The sequence below is a fragment of the Nocardia flavorosea NBRC 108225 genome (genome assembly GCF_001613385.1).
Taxonomy (GTDB): Bacteria; Actinomycetota; Actinomycetes; order Mycobacteriales; family Mycobacteriaceae; genus Nocardia; species Nocardia flavorosea.
This window is the reverse complement of the sequence record NZ_BDCG01000011.1, coordinates 96,013-116,603: the sequence shown is the minus strand read 5'-3', so window position 1 is coordinate 116,603 and position 20,591 is coordinate 96,013. Positions and strand designations below refer to the sequence as shown.

Annotated in this window: 22 protein-coding genes and 1 pseudogene; 7 read left to right on the top strand and 16 right to left on the bottom strand. The window is 67.1% G+C overall.

The features are described from left to right. Positions 1–12: 12 nt before the first annotated feature. Positions 13–477, bottom strand: coding sequence for a hypothetical protein (locus tag NFL01S_RS13010; RefSeq protein WP_062974832.1), 465 nt, complete (start codon positions 475–477; stop codon positions 13–15). A 283-nt stretch (positions 478–760) separates the two neighbouring features. On the opposite strand from NFL01S_RS13010, the gene NFL01S_RS13005 reads away from it, so the two are divergent. Further along, a complete protein-coding gene (locus tag NFL01S_RS13005; RefSeq protein WP_062974831.1) occupies positions 761–1,723 on the top strand; it encodes a sterol desaturase family protein in 963 nt (320 codons plus the stop codon). A 75-nt stretch (positions 1,724–1,798) separates the two neighbouring features. Next, positions 1,799–2,503, top strand: a complete 705-nt coding sequence (locus tag NFL01S_RS33935; RefSeq protein ID WP_063915930.1) for a GNAT family N-acetyltransferase — start codon at positions 1,799–1,801, stop codon at positions 2,501–2,503. On the opposite strand, the gene NFL01S_RS12995 is transcribed toward NFL01S_RS33935, so the two are convergent. Beyond that, on the bottom strand, positions 2,464–2,721 hold the full coding sequence (locus NFL01S_RS12995; protein WP_168433943.1) for a hypothetical protein: 258 nt from the start codon (positions 2,719–2,721) through the stop codon (positions 2,464–2,466). The genes NFL01S_RS33935 and NFL01S_RS12995 overlap by 40 nt on opposite strands. 228 nt (positions 2,722–2,949) lie before the next feature. Continuing rightward, positions 2,950–3,522: a sigma-70 family RNA polymerase sigma factor family protein gene (locus NFL01S_RS36470; protein WP_210745088.1), complete on the bottom strand. Its 573-nt coding sequence runs from the start codon at positions 3,520–3,522 to the stop codon at positions 2,950–2,952. Between NFL01S_RS36470 and NFL01S_RS36465 the strand changes: the two genes are divergently transcribed. Further along, positions 3,515–3,676 (top strand): hypothetical protein, encoded by a 162-nt coding sequence (locus tag NFL01S_RS36465; protein WP_210745089.1) that lies wholly within the window; start codon positions 3,515–3,517, stop codon positions 3,674–3,676. The genes NFL01S_RS36470 and NFL01S_RS36465 overlap by 8 nt on opposite strands. 95 nt (positions 3,677–3,771) lie before the next feature. On the opposite strand, the gene NFL01S_RS12985 is transcribed toward NFL01S_RS36465, so the two are convergent. From NFL01S_RS12985 to NFL01S_RS37320, 3 genes are all read right to left on the bottom strand, one after another. Next, positions 3,772–4,827, bottom strand: coding sequence for a serine hydrolase domain-containing protein (locus tag NFL01S_RS12985; RefSeq protein WP_062974819.1), 1,056 nt, complete (start codon positions 4,825–4,827; stop codon positions 3,772–3,774). After that, on the bottom strand, positions 4,824–5,354 hold the full coding sequence (locus NFL01S_RS12980) for a PadR family transcriptional regulator (protein WP_062974818.1): 531 nt from the start codon (positions 5,352–5,354) through the stop codon (positions 4,824–4,826). Before NFL01S_RS12980 ends, NFL01S_RS12985 begins: the two co-directional genes overlap by 4 nt. A 165-nt stretch (positions 5,355–5,519) precedes the next feature. Beyond that, complete coding sequence (locus tag NFL01S_RS37320; RefSeq protein WP_371851822.1) at positions 5,520–5,720, bottom strand: FAD-dependent monooxygenase; 201 nt, start codon at positions 5,718–5,720, stop codon at positions 5,520–5,522. 382 nt (positions 5,721–6,102) lie between these two features. Between NFL01S_RS37320 and NFL01S_RS36890 the strand changes: the two are divergent. Continuing rightward, a pseudogene (locus NFL01S_RS36890) lies at positions 6,103–6,222 on the top strand (short-chain dehydrogenase); the annotation flags it as partial. Between the two features lie 5 nt (positions 6,223–6,227). On the opposite strand, the gene NFL01S_RS12970 reads toward NFL01S_RS36890, so the two are convergent. The 8 genes from NFL01S_RS12970 to NFL01S_RS12935 form a co-directional block, all read right to left on the bottom strand. Further along, complete coding sequence (locus NFL01S_RS12970; RefSeq protein ID WP_062974813.1) at positions 6,228–6,563, bottom strand: helix-turn-helix domain-containing protein; 336 nt, start codon at positions 6,561–6,563, stop codon at positions 6,228–6,230. After that, entirely contained in the window at positions 6,563–6,928 is a 366-nt protein-coding gene (locus NFL01S_RS12965) for a type II toxin-antitoxin system RelE/ParE family toxin (protein ID WP_084492648.1), read from the bottom strand. The genes NFL01S_RS12970 and NFL01S_RS12965 overlap by 1 nt, the downstream gene beginning before the upstream one ends. An 84-nt stretch (positions 6,929–7,012) precedes the next feature. Then, positions 7,013–7,693: a response regulator gene (locus NFL01S_RS12960; RefSeq protein ID WP_245670662.1), complete on the bottom strand. Its 681-nt coding sequence runs from the start codon at positions 7,691–7,693 to the stop codon at positions 7,013–7,015. Further along, positions 7,690–8,970 (bottom strand): sensor histidine kinase, encoded by a 1,281-nt coding sequence (locus NFL01S_RS12955; RefSeq protein WP_245670660.1) that lies wholly within the window; start codon positions 8,968–8,970, stop codon positions 7,690–7,692. Before NFL01S_RS12955 ends, NFL01S_RS12960 begins: the two co-directional genes overlap by 4 nt. Next, on the bottom strand, positions 8,880–9,758 hold the full coding sequence (locus tag NFL01S_RS12950; RefSeq protein ID WP_062974810.1) for a CPBP family intramembrane glutamic endopeptidase: 879 nt from the start codon (positions 9,756–9,758) through the stop codon (positions 8,880–8,882). The genes NFL01S_RS12955 and NFL01S_RS12950 overlap by 91 nt, the downstream gene beginning before the upstream one ends. 185 nt (positions 9,759–9,943) lie before the next feature. After that, complete coding sequence (locus NFL01S_RS12945) at positions 9,944–10,510, bottom strand: TetR/AcrR family transcriptional regulator (protein WP_062974808.1); 567 nt, start codon at positions 10,508–10,510, stop codon at positions 9,944–9,946. 10 nt (positions 10,511–10,520) lie between these two features. After that, on the bottom strand, positions 10,521–12,071 hold the full coding sequence (locus NFL01S_RS12940; RefSeq protein WP_062974806.1) for an MFS transporter: 1,551 nt from the start codon (positions 12,069–12,071) through the stop codon (positions 10,521–10,523). Between the two features lie 123 nt (positions 12,072–12,194). Beyond that, positions 12,195–12,659: a MarR family winged helix-turn-helix transcriptional regulator gene (locus NFL01S_RS12935; RefSeq protein ID WP_062974883.1), complete on the bottom strand. Its 465-nt coding sequence runs from the start codon at positions 12,657–12,659 to the stop codon at positions 12,195–12,197. A 74-nt stretch (positions 12,660–12,733) separates the two neighbouring features. On the opposite strand from NFL01S_RS12935, the gene NFL01S_RS12930 reads away from it, so the two are divergent. Genes NFL01S_RS12930 through NFL01S_RS12920 form a run of 3 tightly spaced genes read left to right on the top strand, consistent with a single transcriptional unit; the run spans position 12,734 to position 14,754 of the window. Continuing rightward, the gene (locus NFL01S_RS12930) at positions 12,734–13,117 is read left to right on the top strand and encodes a VOC family protein (protein WP_062974805.1); all 384 of its coding nucleotides are present in this window, start codon (positions 12,734–12,736) and stop codon (positions 13,115–13,117) included. 21 nt (positions 13,118–13,138) lie between these two features. Beyond that, entirely contained in the window at positions 13,139–13,864 is a 726-nt protein-coding gene (locus tag NFL01S_RS12925; RefSeq protein WP_210745091.1) for a TetR/AcrR family transcriptional regulator, read from the top strand. Next, positions 13,861–14,754: an alpha/beta fold hydrolase gene (locus tag NFL01S_RS12920; RefSeq protein ID WP_062974801.1), complete on the top strand. Its 894-nt coding sequence runs from the start codon at positions 13,861–13,863 to the stop codon at positions 14,752–14,754. The genes NFL01S_RS12925 and NFL01S_RS12920 overlap by 4 nt, the downstream gene beginning before the upstream one ends. 253 nt (positions 14,755–15,007) lie before the next feature. On the opposite strand, the gene atzF is transcribed toward NFL01S_RS12920, so the two are convergent. Further along, the gene (atzF, locus tag NFL01S_RS12915) at positions 15,008–16,699 is read right to left on the bottom strand and encodes an allophanate hydrolase (RefSeq protein WP_062974881.1); all 1,692 of its coding nucleotides are present in this window, start codon (positions 16,697–16,699) and stop codon (positions 15,008–15,010) included. 194 nt (positions 16,700–16,893) lie between these two features. Next, complete coding sequence (gene uca / locus NFL01S_RS12910; protein WP_245670658.1) at positions 16,894–20,553, bottom strand: urea carboxylase; 3,660 nt, start codon at positions 20,551–20,553, stop codon at positions 16,894–16,896. Positions 20,554–20,591: the final 38 nt, after the last annotated feature.

Below are 20,591 nucleotides of genomic sequence, written 5' to 3'. Positions count from 1 at the left end.
GCGGCCGCGGCCCTACTGCCTACGTTTGTGTCGGTACGTTGCCCAGACCGTCAGTAGCCAGAAGGCGGTGACAGCGGCCATCGCCGCACTTGTCCACACTGCCGAAAACGCGCGGCCGCCGCCGGGGACGAAAACCTCGTCCCTCCACGACCCGACATCTATGGCTCGCCACCGAGTTCCGGCATCGTCGGGGTGCAGGGAGAATTCGCGGCCCGCGAGCTTCACGTGCTGCCGGCCTCGTCCGCCGTCGTCGGGAACGAAATCGCCCCATACGCGGCACTGGGTGTCGTGGCACGACACGTCGGTCACCGTCCAGATTCCCGGTCGGCCTTCGCCGTGACGGGCGGCCCAGGCGTCGGGAACGTGGGTTCCGATCAGGACCAGGAGCAGGGCCGCGGTGGGACCGATTGCCCACAGCCACCAGTCGCGGATCTTCCTGCCCAGCGCGGCCCGATACCATCTCGGTCTGCTTCTCACCGTTCCCCTTCCGGCCGGCCGGTGCCCATCGCGATCGGTCCTCGGACGACTGCTCAGTACCTCCGGTATGCGTGAAGAGTTGGGTGTTGTGAAAGGTATTCAACTGCTCTGCAACGTAATCGATGGATCCGCTGGCGAGCGCTGAGGGCTGATCGGTGGACGGATGCGATCGACCCTTAGATGCGCATCCCTCCAGAGTATGAGAAACAACCCCCAACTCGAGCCGGAGGTGCTCCCGGCGAAATCGTCCTACGCTGGGCGCAACTGACGAGCCGGAGGGGTCATGAGTTTCGAGAACAGCTTCGCCGCGGCATTGGACAACGCCGAGTGGGCGTTCACGGTGCTGCTGGTCGTAGACATGGTTGCGTTCTGGATCCGGCGCGATAAGCACGCTGAACGCGGGCGGCAGGGATATGGATTCAAGGACACCGCGGTCAACCTCGTGATCCGGATCGCGGGCAACTTCATCGGCCCGTATACGGCTCTGCTCGGCGCGGGGTTACTGATCGTCGTGGTCGCCGAGGCCACCCCGCTGCAATGGTCCATGCACCACCCCGCACTGTGGTTGTTCGTCCTGCTCCTGGCCGACCTCGCCTACTACGCCGAACACCGCACCGCACACCGGGTGCGGATACTGTGGGCGACGCATTCCGTCCATCACTCGAGCGAACGATTCAACCTGTCGACCGCCTACCGCCTGGGCATATTCGGAGCCACCGATCTGCTCGGATACCTCTGGTATGTGCCGATCGCCGCAATCGGCGCCCCGCCTTCGGCGATCTTCCTGACCAGGGCGTTGACGATCATCATCCAGATACCCATCCACACCGAACGCGTAGACCGGTTGTGGGCGCCTATCGAATGGACGTTCAATACCCCGTCCAATCATCGAGTGCACCACGGCGCCAACAACCCCTACTTGGACAAGAACTTCGGCGGCATGTTCATGATCTGGGATCACCTGTTCGGCACGTATGCGTCCGAACGGGAGCCGGTGCAGTACGGGCTTGTGCACAATATCGGCACGTACAACCCCATCACGGTGTACTTCCACGAGTTCCGTGCCATCGGCCGCGACCTGCGCCTGGCGCGCGGAATCGGCGAGCTGACCGGATATCTGTTCGGTCCCCCGGGCTGGCAGCCCGCGCGGCGGAAAACCGGTGACCCGGCGCCCGTGCCGGCGGAGCAGGCCGTTCCGGTCTCTGCCGAAAGGCACCTCATTGCCGGTCCGGTCAGGGAGGGGTGAAGCCGAAGGTGATCCCGGATGTGCTCCCCCGAAAATCATTGGGGGACGGTCCGGTCGCGATGGCAGGATGCGGGCATGCACTCTGAGGTCACTCTGCGGCGGCTCGATGAGGACCTGCTTCAGGGGCTGCTGGATGTGGCTGTAACCGATGCCGACCCCCGTGAGGTGATGCCCCCGGTGGCCGGGCCGGCCGGGTGGACCGGTGAGCATCGGACGGCGTTCCTGCGGTTCCATCGGTCGAGGTCTCTATCGGCCGAACCGGTGGAGAGCACCTATGCAATCGTCGTGGGGGACACCGTGGTGGGAGCCGCGCGGCTGTGTCCGATGGAAGGCCCGAGCCGTGCGGCCGAAGCGGGGGTGTGGATCGGACGTTCCCACCGTGGCAGCGGCGTCGGCGGTGCGGTGCTGCGCCATCTACTGGCACTCGCCCGCGCCGACGGATTCGATTCCTTGTTCGCGAGCACGACGCCCGACAACACTGCCGCCCAACGAGTGCTCGCGGCCATGGGGGCGACCTCGTCCATGAAAGCGACTCTGTCACCGCGTGGATCGACCTCGCGGCCGCCGGGCAAGGCTGAGGCCGACACCGTGCCGGCGACCTCGGGTGGCAGTACGGGCACTGGCCACCAGGGCGTTGACGTTCCGGACTCCGATCCGACACCATGGCCCGTCCATCCCGATGGGTGGACGGGCCATGGTGAGGTCAACGGAACCCGAGCATCTCGCTCGCACTCACGAAATCAGTTCGCCTGGCAGACGAACATCCATTCGGTGCCGTAGTGCGCGGCGGATTCCTCGTCGAGATGCACCCACTCGTAGTGCCCCGCCACGCCGCCGCCGGCGGTGCACGGGTCGCCGACCTTCTTGCCGTCCGGCGGGGCAGGCGGGCCGGGCTGGGTAGCGCCCGGGAGCCCCGGGAGATCGGCGCTGCCGGAGGGGAGGGCGGCGGCGGTGGCCCCCGAAAAACCCATGACTGCCAAGGACATTGCTGCGATCACGCAGGCTTTCTTCATAAATGCGTCTCCGCTCGACGTTTGTGCAGGGCGGCCCTGTGACCGTTGGTCGCCGGGAAGGGCCGGAAGCACGTCGCCTGCGTCCGAACCGGCCGGTCGTAGGAGCCTGTGCCAGGGTAGTGGCGGGTCGGGTGTCTGGCTAACCGGCGCGTCCACATTCGAAACACCCGGGCCGCCCGGATATCGAGTCGCCGGCGGCGGTTTCGGGCGGGCTCATCGGTCGCATAGGTCCATGGCCTCGATCCGCTCCGGATCACCGCTCATCGCTATACCGACGATCTTTCCTTGCCGGACGGTGAAGGTGAAGACGAAACGTGGCCGGCCGCCGACCCGCCAGACCGCACCCGGCTCCCGGTCGACCAGGGCGGGCCGCGCGCCGCGGGCACGGCCGTCGAAGGTCCGGGCCACGGGATCGGAGCCGACCACTTCGGGCGCCGCTCCGGCCGCTACCACGGTAGCGTCGGCTCGCAGCACCACGTCCGGGTCGAGAAGCTCGAGCAGGGTTGCGAACTGGCCCGTACGCGCGGCACGCAGGAAGGCGTCGACGACTGGTTCGTGGCCGCTGAATTCTTCGTAGGATTCGCTACCGAATTCTGGTCCGCGGAAACAATGTTCGGACCCGCCGATTCCGAGAAATTCACGGATTGGGGTTTCGACCCGAATATGCGTTTCGTCGTCGGGGCGATCGAGCTGATCTGCGCGATCCTGCTGGTCATCCCCCCGGAGGCAAGCCAGGTTCCTGGGCGCCGCGGGGCTGGTTCTGGTGCTGACCGGCGCGGTGACCACGCACATTATCGATGATGGACCCGTTTACCAAGAGATCTCGGCTCCCTTGCACCTGGTGATCATGCTGGGTATCGCGGCGGCGAACTGGCCGGCCGATGTGCGGGAACTGGTCCGGTGGCGGCGGCCCGCTGTTTCGGATGCCGCCGCCGGGTGACCCGGCCGATCGGACTGGCGAACCTTTCCGGCCCGGGGAGTCCTCGACCTGCCCGGCTCCACGCAGCGGTAGGACGTCCGGGGGTGTTGTTCGTCTCAGGAGAATCGGGAGACGAGTCGCAGCAAGAGGGTGTGGGAGAGGCTGACCGAACGCATCTGGTTGACCGTGGCGGCGAGATAGAGGTCGCGGTCGGGGACGTGGTAGAGGACGGTGCCGAAGGCGCCGGAATGGCCGATCATGGGTGGGTTCGGTGTGAAAGGGTTCTGCCAGCGGGGCTGCCGGTAGCGCATCATCCCGATGCCGTAGTGGATGGGGATGAGGGGCGAGAACACCGAATGCCACCGTGCGGTCATCTCGGCGAGATATGACGACGGGAACAGTTCGCCGGCGATGAAGGCGCGCAGGAAACGCACCTGGTCGGTGACCGTCGAGACCACCGCGCCGTCGGGTGGGAACGAGGCGATCGTCTTCGGGATGTGCAGCCGGTTCCGGCCGTGCCGAATCGTGGCGACCTCGTCGTAGCGGTCCAGGGTGTGCGGGGTGAACAGCCAGGTGTGTGGCAAACCGATCGGTTCGAGAATGCGGCGGCGCAGTGCGTCGTCGAAGCTGCCGGACGTGGCGACCTCGATGATCCGCCCGAGTAGTTGATAGTTGGTATCGCAGTACTGTGCCCGGCCCGGCGTCGACGGGGCGAAACGGCTCGGCATACTCCTGGCCGTTTCGAGGTAGTCGTCGAAAGATCGCGCGATATCGACGCGGAGCATCTCGTCGGCCATTGTTGTGCCGTCGGGTCTTTTCTGTTCGTAATAGTCCGGTATCCCGGACGTTTGGGTCAGCAGTTCGCGCACCGTGATCGCCGGGCCGTAATCATGGCCGTCGTGCACGACCAGTCCACGCATCGTGTCCGCGCCGAGGAGATCTGCTGCGGGGGTGTCGAGTGTGAGTGCTCCTTCGGCGCGGAGTTGCATGATCATCGCGGCGGTGTAGAGCTTGGTGATGCTCGCGATGAAATACGGCTGATCGGTGTTGCCGTACCCCCAGGTGAATCCGGTGGACGGCTGTTCGATGGCGGCGCCGAAATCCGAGACCGCCGGTTTGGTGGCGTAACGCGCCGCAATGCGATCGAGCTGGGCAGGCAGGGGTGTGCTCATGGGGTGATCCGATCCAGTCGTTGCTGTGCGGCGTCGAGCCAGGCGATTTCGGCCTTGGCCACGGTTATTCCGTAGTCGAGCGTGGTGAGTCGGAGTGCCTGCCCGATATCGGCCGGTTCGCCGGGGACCGAAATCGCCTCCAGCGTCGCCAGATATTCGTTCAGTTCCTGCCGGCGAGTCCGCAGGAGGTCACGAATGCGGTCGGGCGGCAATCTGTCCGCGAAGAACAAGCGCACCAGGAACGGATCCCGCGTCGGTGGGGTGCGCAGCGGTGAGGCGAGCCAGGAGTCCAGCTCGGCCGAACCGAGGTCGGTGATGCTGTGGACGTGCATATTCGGACGCTCCTCCTGCACGACCGTGCGGCGGGAAGCCAGTCCGCTGTCCACCAGATCGGCGAGGGTGCGATACACCTGCGACTGATCCGATGTCCAGAAGTGCGCAACGCTTTCGTCGATCACCTTCTTCAGCTCGTAACCGCTCATCGGCTTGATGGAAAGGAGACCAAGAATCGCGTGCCGGAGGGACATTAATAGATGTTAACACACATATATGTGGTGTCCAGTATGGAGGCGCTGGGCTTTTCGCTGTTCGAGGCGCGGCCGTGACGTTCGTGCCGTCGGTACGGTGCCACCTCGGACTCCCGGCGCCGCGGATGGCCTGGTCAGGCGTTCGGAGCCGGGGCCGGTTCCTCGTCAGAGCTTCGAAGCATGCCCTGTTGCTTCGACCGGCCGCCCGGCGAACGCCACCGCGGGGTTCCCGCCCCCGGCCGCGAGTTCGCCTGCCAGTACATAGGCTCCGATCAGTGCCAGGGCGGCGCCTTGGCCCGCTATCGGGTCGGGGCAGTGCGCGGCGTCGCCGACCAATCCGACTCTTCCCGTGTGCCAGGAGTCCATCCGGACCTGAAGGCACGGCGTGAGCCGGAAATCGTTGGCGGAGCGCATTGCCCCCAGCATGCTCGGCACAAGCCACTCATCGCCGCCGAATACCTGCTCGATGTGGCGTAGCCGGGCCTCCTGGTCCATTTCGCGCGTCACGGTTGTTTCCGTGCTGCGCAGCAGAAACATCCCTTCCAGCTCGGCATTTCCGGGCATGGTCGTGATTGCCGCGACCCGGCCGGGCCACGCATGGAAGCGCGAGACATCGGACCGGCCCAGGTAATTCTCCATGGTGAAGTACGCCTCGTCGGCCCCGAGGTAATGCAGGAAGCGGTTGTGCTCGCCGAATGTCAATCGGCGCAGTGGCTGTGGGCAATCGGTCCCACCGCGGTGCTGCTTCATCGCCCAAGGTTTCGGGCGGATCATCAATGTGAGCGGGCTCGGTGCGCGGCAGGCGAATTCGATCGCTCAAACGGTTCGCAATGTGAGCGTCGCCGCGCTGACCAAGAATCTGGCGGACGCCACTCAGGCCACGCGCCAGGTGCGATCACCCAGGGTGGCAACTATATCGACGGAACCGCCCAAGGCTGCGACATACGCACGGATCGTATCGATACCTGAGATTTCACCACTTTCGATCTTGGAGATTCGGGCCTGAGATACGCCGAGTATTTCCGCAAGTTCCGTTTGTGAGAGACCCACCGCTTGTCGCATCTCAGCAAGCTGGTGACCACGCACATACGCCTCACGGCGAGTCTTCGCACGGTCGGCGCCGGCGGCGCGTTCCTCGTCGGTCCGGGGGTCTAGGGCGCGGGCCGCCTTCTTTACGTCACTCCATTTCGAGTATTTCGGCTCTGTCATTATTTCTCCTTCACCGCTGCCAGGTGTTCGGCAAAGCGCTTATCGGCGAGTGGGACGGCTTCTCGGTACCACTGTTGCCACTGTCCGGACTTGTCCCCGGCGACGAGAACTATTGCCTCACGCAACGGGTCGAACGCAAACAGCATCCGGATCTCCGTCGAGCCGGTCGACGGCGGCCGCAACTCTTTCATGTTGTGGTACGAACTGCTCTTGATCCTGTCCACCGGTGGTCTGCCCGCTGCCGGTCCCTCGTGTTCGAGTTGGTCAAGTGCATCAGCGATCAGGTCGCTGGTGTCGGGGTCGCTCACGCATATGGCCAAGTACCACGCTTCCACCTCCGGATGAAGACTGATCTCCCAGCTCACCGCAACCGCACCCATTATAACCTAATTGTCATACCACCCCCGGTTGTGGTTTCTGCCCGACATCGGACCCACAGGGGTGGGCGCTCAGTGGGCCTCGGGTTGGCCGAGTGAGCGTAGGTAGATGAGGGTTGCCTGGACTCGGCGGTCGCCGTCGTGCAGGGGGAGTTTGGCGAAGATGGCGCCGATGTGTTTGCGGACGGCGGCTTCCGAGACGGTCAGCACCTCGGCGATACCGGCATTCGTACGACCCTCCGCCACCAGCGCGAGCACTTCCCGCTCCCGCGCGGTGAGATCGGCCAGTGGCGTGCGGTGCCGGCCGGATTTGACCAGCGCCCGGACGACCTCGGGATCGACGATGGTCTCCCCGGCGGCGATCCGGGCGACGGTGTCGAGAAACTGCCGGACGTGTCCCACCCGTTCCTTCAAGAGATAGCCCACACCGGCGGCCGAATCGTCACCGAGGAGATCATCGAGGTAGGCGACCGAAACGTACTGTGACAGCACGACTATCGGGAGGTGGGGGTCGCGGCGTCGTAGTTCGGCAGCGGCGCGGAGGCCGTCGTCGGTGCCGTCGGGCGGCATCCGGACATCGGTGATCACCAGATCCGGCGTGTAGGCCGCGCAGGCGTGGACGAGGCCGGGGGCGTCGCCCACCGCCGCGCTCACCTCGTGGCCGGCCGAGGTGAGCACGCTCTCCAGCCCCGCCCGTAACAGGGGACTGTCCTCGGCCAGCACGATCCGCAGCCGGGCGGGTGGGATTGTCACACTGCGCACTCCATCCTGATGGTGGTCGGACCGCCGGTCGGGCTGGTCACCGTGAGCTGTCCGTCGAGAGCAGCGAGCCGGCGTCGCAGGCGGTCGAGGCCGTGACCGTCGACGATATGCGCACCGCCCGGACCGTTGTCGGTGACGTTCAGGATCCACCGCGGGCCGGTGCGCTGGCCGCGCACGTCGACGCGGGCGGCGTCGGTGTGCCGGGCGACATTGGTGAGGCATTCGGCGACCAGAACATAGGACATATGCTCGACCGCGGGTGGCAGACGGTTGCTGTCGAGGTCGATGTGGATATCGAGCGGCAGGTCTGCGGCGAGGTCGGTCAGGGCCGGTTCGAGTCCGCGTTCGGACAGCACCCGAGGGGAGAAGCCGCGCAGGACGGCCCGTAGTTCGCTCAAGGTGTCGTCGACCTGCCGGTGGGCCTCGGCGGCGAGGCGGCCGGCGGGGCCGTCCGCGTCCTGCGCTTCGGTCAGCCCCAGGTTCATCGACAGTGCGACGAGTCGATGCTGGACACGATCGTGCAGTTCGGATTCGAGGAGTTCGCGCTCGAAACCCTCCGCTTCCAGCAGGGCCGAGCGGGAGCTCTCGATCCGGACGGCCTCGTGGCGCCAACGGTCGGCATCGGGGGTCAGCAGGCTGCGGGCGAGTAGTGCCTCGAGTGCCGACCAGGCGCCGAGGAGTACCAGCAGCACGAGCGTAGCGAGCAGGCCCACGCCCGCGCTGGTCCAGGCGGCCGCATTATCGTCGATCACCCAGGGGCCGAAGTCGAAATAGTCGTCGCGGACGATGATCGGCGCGGCGAGCAGGACCGCGGCGACGGAAAAACCCAGCGCCGCCAGGCAGAACACCACGCCGCTGAACACCGCGGTCGCGACGATATAAGTGATATGCCGGAATGTGGGCAGTCGTTGCGCGGCGCTCGCCTCCCGCACTCGGGTATCGGCCCGGACGGCCGTATCGGGGTCGATCAGCCGGAGCCGCATACAGTGCAATCGCAGCATGGGCTCCCACAGAGCGACCCGCAACGAACGGGTCAGCCCGAGCAATACGATCGGCACCACACCGATCACCGTCAATGCCGACAGGACAGCGCCGCACACCACTGCGAGCAGTGCGCGCCACGGCCATGTGGAGATCAAGAAGCGCGGACCGGTCCGGAGTGCGGCTCCCATCGCCGTCACCGTCCGGCCGTCGAGTTCGCGTTCCGCGGACCGCCGAGCCTCGTCGTCACGACGATCCACGCGACTACCGGCAAATACGCTGCGCACATCAGCAGGGTAATCGAAGCGCCGGAGGGTCCCGCGTTACCGACGAACAGTTCCAAACCCAACGCGACCACGAGATTACTGCCGCCGTGGAGCAGCGCGGGCGGCCACACCGACCCACTCCGCGCCCACAGCCAGCCGATCAGAAACTCCAATTCGATCGACAGCGGCAGCCACAGCAGCATGGCGATGAAGGCATCCGCGGCCGAACCGCCCGAACCCAGATAGCCCAGCCACGGCAGCGGCCAATGCCACACACCCCAGATCACACCGGTCGCGAACGTGGTGGCCACCGGGCGGCCGGGGAGGAGGCGGTCGCGGAGATAGGTGGTCCAGCCGAACTCCTCGCCGAAGAAGATCGGGGCCGCCACGACCGGGATGAGCGGGGCGAGTACCAGGAACAGCAGGGTGCCGGAACCGAAATCGTGCTGTTCGGGGCGCCACATTCCGAGGAGCACCGCGAGCGTGAGCGCGGCGGCGAGAATGCCGATCGGTAGCAGGGCCGCGGTCAGATACGACCGCCACTGCGTGCGGAGTCGCAGGCGAAGGCCGGAATCGGCGAAACCTTCCCGGGTGATCCACCGGCGGGTGATGATCGCCGCCAGTGCCGGGGTGAAAGCGCCGGTCAGCAGTTGGACGGCCGGATTGTCGAGGGTGTATCCGGCTGCTCCGGCGACACCCCATGGGATCCATGCGCCTGCGAACGCGAGGAACAGGAACCAGACGATGCCTCTCCGTCGAGTCACGGCGGTGCGCCCGAACGGCTTCCCATCGGTCAACGCTGTAGTCATACTTCGATTACACGGTGGCGGCCACGCGAAGTCGGTGGTGAACGGGACCGTTTCATGGTCGCGTACGCGCTACCTCGCGAAGGCATCCGGTGCGGGTGCCGTCCGGTTCGGACGATACCGCCGGGAAGGGAGCGGCCGAGGCTCGGGAGTCGCAGGTGTCTTCGACGAGCGGGCCGTTCGGTGGACTATGGACCTGTGCGGCGCAGTGCGCCGTCGAGGAGTCCGCGGATGTGTGCCGGGTCGGCGTCCTGATCACCGAGCAGGATCGCTGCGCACAACCCGTCGCAGAGTGCGACGAAAGCCTCGATGACATCGGCGTCGCCGGATTGTGTCCGGGCGAGTTCCGCCACGCTGTCGCGCCAGCTCCACGCCGCGGGACGCAGTGCGGGCCGGCGGGCCGCCAGGGTGGACAGTTCCCGTTCGGCGAGCGCGCGCTCCCGGCCTGGACCTGCGGATTCGGCGATGAGCCGGGCGAGCCCGTCCAACGGGTCGCCGGCGGTGTCGATGAGTTCGCGGATGCGCTCTGTGTAGGCGTCGGTGACGCTGGTCAGGGCGGCGACCAGAAGGTCGTCCAGGGTGGCGAAGTAGTAGAGGGTCAGGCTGGTGGCGATACCGGCTTCTTTGGCCACGGTGCGGTGGGTCACGCCCGCGGCGCCGTCGCGGTGCACGATCGTGAGTGTCGCCTCGATGATCTGTGCTCGACGCTGCCTGCCACGTAGTTTGCGGCCGTCGACAGTATCCTGTTCAGTCATCGTGGTCCTCTCACCGATCGTCGCCGCCGTCGGTCGAGGCTATCGGTTCCACGGGGTGGCCCGTGGAACCGATCGGGGGGAGCCGGCGCAGCATCCGGAAACAGACCACGGCGGCAGCGGCGACGGCGATACCGGCAGCGGTCGCGGCGATGCCGAGGCCGCTGGTGAACGCCTCCCGGGCAGGTCGAAGAGCTTCTGCCGGTAGCTGTTCGGTCACCGATACCGCGCCGGAGATGCTGTCGTCGTAGGACTCGGCCACCGAGCGGGGTGCACCGGCCGGGGCGTGAGCCATCATCCGGTAGACCGCCGTGGTCAGGCTTCCCAGTAGTGCAACCCCGGCCGCGATTCCCAGTTCCTGCACCGTCTCCGACAATGCCGCCGCCGAACCGGACCTTTCCGCGGGGGCCGCGCTCACGACGATTTCGGTGCCGAGAGCCGCGATGACACCCAGTCCCAGATAAACGAATCCGAAACCGGCCACAACCGTGGGCTTACTGTCCGTTCCCGCAACGGCAATCAGGGTGTATCCGATCAACGACAGCGCCAGCGTGCCTGCCATGACGATTCCCGGCGGGACGCGGCCGGCGAGCACCGGCGCACCGATCCCGCCGATCAGCATCGCCAGGGCGGGCGGGCCCATCCACAGCCCCGCTGCCAGTGGGGAGAGCCCGTCGACGAATTGCAGGTACTGGGTGACCAGGTACATCACCCCGCCGAATCCGGCCAAGCCGATCAGTAGGACCGACAGGGCAGCGGCGAAAGTCCGGTCGGTGAAGAGCCTGATATCCAGCAGCGGCTCGCGGAGGCGCAACTGTCGGCGGACGAAGGCAACGGTCGCGGCAGTAGCCAGCGCGGCGGCGGCCACAGCCTGGGCGTCGATGCCGTGCGCGGCGGCATGCTTGATCGCGAAGATGGCCGGGAGCAACGCCGCCAGCGAGAGGGCGACGCTCCACAGATCGAGCCGGGAGGTTTCGCTGCGGAACTCCGGCAGTAGTGCCGGCGCCGCCACCAGCGTCACCACGCTGACGGGAACCGCGATAAGAAACACTGCACCCCACCAGAAATGGGCGATGAGGATACCGCCCGCAATCGGGCCGGCCGCCATTCCCAAGGCGAACATCGTCGCCCATAGACCGATCGCCGCCGCCCGCTGCCGGGCGTCGGCGAACATATTGCTGATCAGGGACAAGGTGGACGGCATCAGCGTCGCCCCGGCCACGCCCAGCAGCGCCCGCGCGGCAATGAGCCAGGGGGCACTTGTGGTGAACGCCGCGAATACCGAGACCGCGCCGAATGCGGCCATGCCGATCATCAGCAGGCGCCGGCGCCCGATCCGGTCGCCCAGCGACCCCATCGTGATCAGGAAGCCCGCGATGAGGAAGCCGTACGCGTCCATGATCCACAACGTCTCGGTGGCAGTCGGCTGTAGGTCCGCGGCCAGATTCGGGACGACGAGGTAGAGCGCCGTGACATCGAGACCCAGCAGCACTGTCGGCAACATCAGCACCGCCAGGCCGGCCCACTGCCGCCACTCGAGGCCGGGCGTCGGGCGTATGTCCATCGCGAACTCCGATCTAGTTGAACGAACGTACTAGTTGTACCATCGTTCAAAATGATCGGGAAGTGGGTGCGGTGCCGCTCCGGAACGGACGGTCCGGTGTCCTCGATTCGGGCCGGGCTCGGGTTATGTGGCGGTTTCGTCGGCGAGGCGTCGGAGGTAGGTGGCGAACCGGTGACGATCGTCGGCGGGCCACTTGGCGGTGAGGCGGTCGAAGCAATCGCGTTGCCAGGCGTGGGCCGCATCCAGGAGGTGGACGCCGGATTCTGTGGGTTCGAGGGTTACGCGACGGCGGTCCCGCGGTGAGGTGGCGCGGGTGAGATAACCGGCGGCGGTGGCATCGCGGACCATGCGGCTCGCGCCGGAGTGATCGATACCGAGCTGGGTCGCGATATCGGTGACGGTGGCTTCCTCGCGAACGCGCCGGGCGGCGGCAACGGCTTCGAGAACCTGGATGTGCTGGATGCGGCCGGTGTCCGAGGGTGGGGTGGTTCGTTCGTCGAAAACTCGGCCGGTCCAGCGGCGGGACCAGAAACGGACCAGGCGGAAGAGTGCCGGTCCGCCGTCGGCGGGGTCGGGAGTGTCACGCACCTCGACATTGTATGCGATACGCACTTATATTTGTGTGCGTAACGCATGCAATTCGATCTGTGGAGGGAGCCTGTATGTTCATCGTGCTGAATCACACGATCGTCCCCGCAACCGACAAGGTCGGTTCGGCGGCATTTTTCGCCGAACTGATGGGTCTCTCGGTATCGCCGCCCGCCGGCCCGTTCGCCCCGGTACGCGTGAACGACGACCTGACCCTCGACTTCGACGACCGCGGTCGCGTCGAACCGGGGCATTACGCATTTCTCGTGGACGACGCGACCTTCGACGCGGTTCTCGCCCGGCTCGCGCAGTGGCCCGCGGTCGACTACGGGTCCGGTCCGGGAAACGGCTGGGATCGGCGGTTCAACCGATTGTCCGGTGGTCGCGGAATCTATGTCCGAGACCCGGACGGTCACAGCTACGAGCTGTTCACTGCGGTCCCCGATGTGTTGGGGTGAAGCGCAAGTTGCGGTACTGTAGTGACCAACATTGAAAAACTGGTCACTACGAAGGGGGGGCGGATGCCACGCCCGCTTGTTCCTGATCGCCGGGCAAGGATCCTGGCCGCGGCCGCCGAGTCGATCGTCGAATCCGGCTGGCCCGACACCACCGTCGCGCAGATCGCGGAACGCGCCGGAATCGGCAAAGGGGCGGTCTACCGCGAGTTCGACGGCAAGGACGAAATCCTGGCCGCGGTGCTCAACCGCAGCATGCGGCGGATGACTGCGCAGGTGCACCGGCGAGTGGTCGACGCCGAAGATCTGGTGGACCTGCCCGCCGTATACCGGTTCGGTGTGGAGGCGCTGCTGTCGGAGCCGCTCATGCTAGCGCTGTACCTCGGTGATGATTCGGTCCTCGGCGACCACGTTCGCGAGGTCGGTGACCACCGCTATTCCGTCCGGATGGGCTGGCTGACCGACTACATCGAAAAGCTCCAACACGCCGGAGTGATCGCGAACGACGTTGCGAGCGACACCATCACCCGCATGCTGAGTGTTTTTACCATCGGCCTGGTCAACGCACCCGGCGTGCTCGGAGCCGGAACCGCCGACGAGCTGACGGATACGGTCGCGCTCTTCGCTCACCTGATGGGCGCCGGCCTGCGCGGCACCGGTCCGGTGGACGCCCCCGCCGCCCGGCGGGCCCAGCTCACGCTGCTCGATCAGCTGTCGGATCAACTCACCCAACTCGAGGAGCCGCAATGACCTCCGCGTTCGAACGCTGCACCGACCTGATGATCGGCGGCGGCCCCGTCCGGCACTACCGATCCGGTGCACAAGGACCGCCGGTGCTGTTGCTGCACGGCGGAATGATGGACACCGCCGAGGGGGTTTGGCGCGATGTTGCGCACCGGATGGCCGCGAAATACCAGGTGCACGCGATAGATCTCCCACGGCACGGCGCCAGCAGGCCGTGGCCGGGCCGCCTGGACCGGCAGTTCTTCGATCGTTTTCTCGACGATCTCTTCGACCGGCTCGACCTGCCGCCCACGGCCGTCGCCGGGTTGTCCCTCGGTGGGGGGATCGGAATCGGCTACGCACTACGCAATCCCGGCCGGGTATCCGCGCTGATCGCGATCGGGCCCGGTGGGATAGGTGCGAAACGCCGGGCCCAGTTCACGACCTGGGCGGTGCTGCGAACGCCGGGCGTCCTGAAGCTCACCAGCAAGTATTTGGCCCGCAGCCCCGAAGCCGTCCGGCGCTCGATGATCGCCAACCTGACCGCCGGGGCCGGCACTCGCGACTTCGACGCCATTCTGGAACTGGTCCACGCCGAAGCGCGGGCCAAAGCGCGATACGGCGAACCGGCGCTCGATGATTGGATGGTCGACGCCTACGGCCCCCGGCGCATGCGCTTGGACTATCTCACCGAACTCGAAAGGCTCGCGGTGCCCAGCCTGTGGATCCGCGGCGAGAACGATCCGCTCGTGGGTCACCCGGAACTGGCTGCCGCCGCCGCGGCGGCGCCCGACGGCCGGTTGGTCACGATTCCCGATGCGGGACATATCGTCACCTACGACCAGCCGGCCGAATTCTTCCGACTGGCCGACGAATTCCTCGCCTCGGTTACCGGAGGGGATCGGCGCGTCGGGTGAGCCGCCGGCGGGAAACGGTCCGCAGAATCGGCGGCTGCGGGTACCGGGAGACCGGTCTCGGGCGCGCCGGGACGTCGGCTGAGTGGCAATGGCAGAACGACGTCTCGGTCGGCGCAGCGTATCCGGACGGTCCGCTGCGTCGACCGAGGCGATCGGCGTGGCGGCCGGTTGTGTGACCGGCAGGCCCGCCGCGCCCCTCATCGGTACGGTGGGCCGATTCGCCGTCACTGCGAAACGGTGAGCGGGACAGCGGTCACCGATCGGCGTTCAGATAGTTCTTCCACCCCCTGTACTCGGTGATATCCGTTGCGTCACGTGATGATTCGAAGTCGCAGGCGAAACCCGTGACCCATTCACCGGAATCCAGTTCGACCTTGCCCAGCGTCATGGGCGATGGCAGGTTGCTCAGGAACGTGCCGAGGGCAGCAGGAGACAGGCGATACAGTTCGCCGGGCAGGGATCGGCCGCCGGACCCGACGCGCAGCATCCCGGGTTTCGGCGGGGTGGCGGGGAGTGCGACCATCCGATACGCCGCCGAGGTGTATACCTCCCCGACGAAACGGGCGCGGGCTTGTTCCAGTTGGTGATGTAAGGGGAGTCCGCGCAGGTGGGCGCCGACGACGAGGAGGTCGGTGCCGGTGTCGGTGAGAAGGGGGGAGGGTTCGCCGAGGAGGCGGGCGGCGAGGTCTATCCCGACCTGATCGGCGAAGGCAGGGGTGACGAACATGACGCCGAAGGGATCACCGTCGGCGGTGTCCGCCCCCGGCACCGCGACCGCGGCCAGGTCGAGGAGGTTGCAGAAATTCGTGAACGTGCCCATTCGGCTGTTGATCGTCATCGGCTCGGCCGCGACCACTTCGATGGTCGGATGCTCGGTGGTGGTGGGCAGCAACAGGGCCGGGTATTCGGTGAACAGACGGCGGGCGGTGGCCGCGGCGCGCGTCAGATGGTCGAGGTCGGCGACGTAGGAATGCGCGGCTGGGCGCGCGCCGCCGGTGATGATGGCCGACACCACCGGGTCGGCGCCTTCGGGGTTGCCGCTGAGAATTTCGCCGACAGCGGCATATCGCTGGGCTACGATTGCGCCGTCGTAGAGGAGTGTGGCTGCGTCGAGGAGTTCGGTGATATCCACCGTGGCGATCTCGCCGCCGCCGGCCCGCCAGCGGTCGACGGTGGCGTCGAAGGCGGCACGGTAGGCGGGGGTCAGGGATTTCAGGTTGTCGTCGGCCGGGACGGCGAGGACGGTGCTCGAGGGTGCGCCGAGGGGCGTGTCGGCGGGCCACGGGCGGGAGCGGGGATCGGCGAGATCCGGGCCGACCATGGTGTTCGCGACCTTCGTGGCGAGGGCCAGATCGCGGGCGAAGACGGTGACAGCGTCGTAGTCGGGGCACGCGGGGACCACGCCGGTCGTGGGGATCAGTCCGAGAGTCGGTTTGATTCCGACGATGCCGTTGAGCGCCGCCGGGACGCGGCCCGAACCGGCGGTATCGGTCCCCAGGGCGGCATCGACGATGCCGAGGGCCACCGCTACCGCCGAGCCCGAGCTACTGCCGCCGGAGACCCGGTCGGGGAATCGGCTGTTGCGGACGGCACCGTAAGGGCTGCGGGTGCCGACCAATCCGGTGGCGAACTGGTCGAGGTTGGTTTTACCCAGGACGATCGCGCCCTGCTCGACCAGCCGCGCTACGGCGGGTGCGGTGTGGTCGGGGGTGCGGGCGAACCCGGGGCACGCGCAGGTAGTGGGGGTTCCGGCGATATCGATGTTGTCTTTGACGGCCAAGAGAATCCCTGCGAGCGGCAGCTTCTCGCCATGGCCGACGCGGGCGTCGATTTCCGCGGCCTCGGCCAGGGCGTCGGCCTCGCCGCGTAACGAGATCCAGATCTCGGGACGGTCGAGTGCGTCGATGGCCCGGTACGCGGCAGCGACTCTGCCGGTTGCCGACATGGTATCGGCCGCGCCGGTGGAGTTTCCGGCTCCGTCGACAGCTTCGTCCGCACCGCCGGTCGCATCATCGACGCCGGTGGTTGCCAGGTCTTCGGCCCGGGTAGTCCCTCCGGTGGCAGGAAGTTCGCTGTCGGCGGCGCGAACTCCCGCGGATGCCCCGGCAGCCGCGCCGGCTAGCGGTAGTTTCTCCATGGTCATGCCGCTCCTTCGGTTTCGATGGCGACCAGAGGCGCGCCGGTGGTCACTTGGTCGCCCGCGGTGGCGGTGATCGCGCGGACAGTTCCCGAGACCTCCGCCACCACGGGCAGCTCCATCTTCATGGCTTCGAGCACGAGCAGGGGCGCGCCGGCCTCGACGCGATCTCCCTCGGCTACTTCCACCCGCCATACGTTCGCCATCATGGGAGCAGTGACGATTTCGCAGTCTTCGGGGAGGTCGAGGGTATCGGCGGTATCGGGATCCGGGTCCGGTTCGGCGTGGGCGCCGAATTCGCCGGCGGCCTCCCAGCGCTGTCGTTCGGCGGTGAACGCGGCCTGCCGGACCTCTTCGGTGACGGCGATATCGGCCGCGTGCTCCGCCAGGAATTCGAGATGTTCGGCCATCGCGAATTCGCCGGCGCCGGTGCGCATCTCGAAACGCCCCGCCGACATATCGGCGCGCAGATCGAGAAGTTCTTCGGCCGAGACCGGATACCAGCTGATGCGGTCGAAGAACCGGAACAGCCACGGTTTACCGGTTTCGAACGGGGCGCGCTGCCGGTAACCGGACCAGATGGGGAGGGTGCGGCCGATGAGCTGGTAGCCGCCGGGGGATTCCATACCGTAGACGCACAGGTATTTGCCGCCGATACCGACGGCGTCGGCCGGGGTCCAGGTGCGGGCGGGGTTGTATTTGGTGGTCACCAGGCGGTGGCGGGGGTCCAGCGGGACGGCCAGTGGTGCGCCGAGGTAGACGTCGCCGAGACCGAGCACCATGTACTGGGCGTCGAAGACGAGATCGCGGACCTCGTCGATACTGTCGAGTCCGTTGATGCGGCGGATGAATTCGATATTCGACGGCAGCCAGGGGGCATCGGGCCGGACGCCGTGACCGTAGCGTTCGATGGCCTGCACGATGGCCGGATCGTCGAAGGAGAGCGGCAGTTCGATATGGCGGCTCGGGACGCGGAGATCGGCGGTATCGGGGATATCGTCCTCGAGTTCGCCGAGCAGCCGGACCACGGTGCGCTGATCGATCACGTCGGCATCGAAATGCAGGTGCAGGGAACGCACACCCGGGGTGATATCGATCAGACCGGGGATGGAGGCCTGTCCGAGGCGTTCGCTCAGGGCGTGCACGCGCATACGCAAGCCGAGGTCGAGTTCCATCGGGCCGTATTCGACGAGGACGTTGTCGTCTCCGCCGCGCAGGTACTTGACCTCGGGGGTCCCGGTACCGGCGTCGCGGCGGCCGAGCACACCGTTGTCCTCCTCGCGGGTGCCCAGGAGTTCCGGGGTGGATACATTACGGCCGCGCAGGGCCGGTGACGAGCGGAAACCGGCGGTCCGGTCATCGGCGACCGGCACGAAACGCACCTGGTCGCCGGGGCGCATCTGGCCCAGTTTCCAGCGGTGCGCGGAAACCACCGTGAGGGGACAGGCGAAACCGCCCAGGCTGGGACCGTCGGGGCCGAGCAGGATCGGGGTATCGCCGGAGAGGTTGAGCGCGCCGACACTGTAGGGGCAGTCGTGCAGATTCGAGGGATGCAGGCCGGCATCGCCGCCGTCGGTGCGCGACCAGGCCGGTTTCGGGCCGGCCAGGCGCAGCCCGGTGCGGTTGGCGTGGGCTTGCACCTGCCAGGTGGCATCGTAGAACTGGGCGATATCGGCCGGGGTGAAATAGTCGGGTGCGGGCTGGGGGCCTTCACCGACCCCGACGTACCAGGTGTGGCCGAATTCGGGGCGGTCCTCGGCGGGGATGGGCGCGGGATCGAGTAGACCGCCGGCGTCGGGTTTGATGCCGAGGATATCGCCACTTGCGACGGCGCGGCCGGTGATACCGCCGAATCCGCCGAGGGTGAAAGTCGCTGCGCTGCCGTGATAATCGGGGGCGAGGATACCGCCGCGGACGGCGAGGTAGGTGCGCAGACCGGTGTCGTGGGGGGCGCCGATATCGAGAACCGAACCGGCGGGCACGGTGATCGGTTCCCACATGGGCGCGGGTTCGCCGTCCACGGTGACCGGGGCTTCGGCGCCGGTGACACAGACGATCGTGGTGTCGGTGCAGCGCAGGCGCGGACCGAGCAGCGTCGCCTCGAGACCGTTCTCGCCGAGCGAATTGCCGACGGCGTGATTGGCGAGCTGGAAGGACAGATCGTCGAAGGCGCCCGACGGTGGGATGCCGACGTTCCAGAGTCCGAGACGGCCGGGATGGTCCTGGATGGTGGTGGAGACGCCGGCCCGCAGGATCTCCAGGCGGGGGCGGATCGTGGCCAGGCTACCGAGGGTCGCGGTGGTGTGCCGGGCGTCGAGCATGGGCGAGCTGGTGGCCGCGGCGCGCAACTGGGGCAGGTTGGTGGTGATACCGAACATGCGGGTTTCGTCGAGCGCTGTGCGGAGCCGGTGCAGGGCCTCGGTGCGGCTCGCACCCGAAGTGATGATCTTGGCGATCAGCGGGTCGTAGTAGGGGCTGATCTCGGTGCCGGTTTCGACCCAGGTCTCCACCCGCGCGTCCGCGCCGGGGATCTCGACACCGGTGAGTGTGCCGGCGCCGGGGCGGTAGTCGTTACCGGGATCCTCCGCGTAGACGCGGGCTTCCACGGCGAAGCCGGTGAGGGGTGGGCCGGCGTCGGGAACCTCGTCGAGGAAGGCCGAATCTCCGCCCGCCAGGCGTAGCATCCACTCGACCAGATCCACGCCCGTCACGGCCTCGGTGACCGGATGCTCCACTTGCAGACGGGTGTTCACCTCCAGGAACGACGCCGCACCGCGATCCACGTCGTAGATGAACTCGACAGTCCCGGCAGACCGGTAGCCCACCTCGCCGAGCAGCTTCCGGCTCGATTCGAGCAGCCGTTGGCTCACGGTATAGGGGAGCCCGGGCGCCGGTGCCTCCTCGATGACCTTCTGGTTGCGCCGCTGCAGACTGCAGTCGCGCGTACCCAGGGATACCGCGCGACCGCGTCCGTCACCGAAGATCTGTACCTCCACGTGCCGGGCGCGGGCAACGAATCGCTCCAGATACACCGCCGACGACCCGAAGTTGTTCTGCGCCAGTCGGATCACCCGCTGATAGGTCTCGGTGAGTTCCGCGGGACCGGCGCAGGCCGCCATTCCGATTCCGCCGCCGCCCCCGGCCGCCTTGAGCATCACCGGATAGCCGATCCGGTCGGCCTCGGCCAGCGCTTCGTCGAGCCCCGCGAGCAACCCGCTACCGGCGACCAGCGGCACACCCGCCGCCGCGGCGGCCTGGCGGGCGCTGTGCTTATCGCCGAAGAGCCGCAGATGTTCGGCGGCGGGCCCGACGAAGGCGATACCGGCTGCTTCGACCTCGGACGCGAATCCAGCGTTCTCGGAAAGGAACCCGTAACCGGGGTGGATCGCCGTCGCACCACTGGACAACGCCGCTTCGATAACGGCCTGGGCGCGCAGATAGGACTCCGCGGCCGGAGCGGGCCCCAGCCGGACCGCGCGATCGGCCATCCGCACATGCCGGGAACCCTCGTCGGCATCGGAGAACACCGCGACCGTATCGATTCCCAGCCGCCGCGCGGTGCGCAGAATACGGCAGGCGATCTCACCGCGATTGGCGATCAGCAGACATTCGGGCAGCGGCGTATGCAGTGGCGTATACAACTGCGGGGCGGTCTCGGTCACGGTCGATCCTCTCGGCGTGGACAGTGCCGGCTACCGGA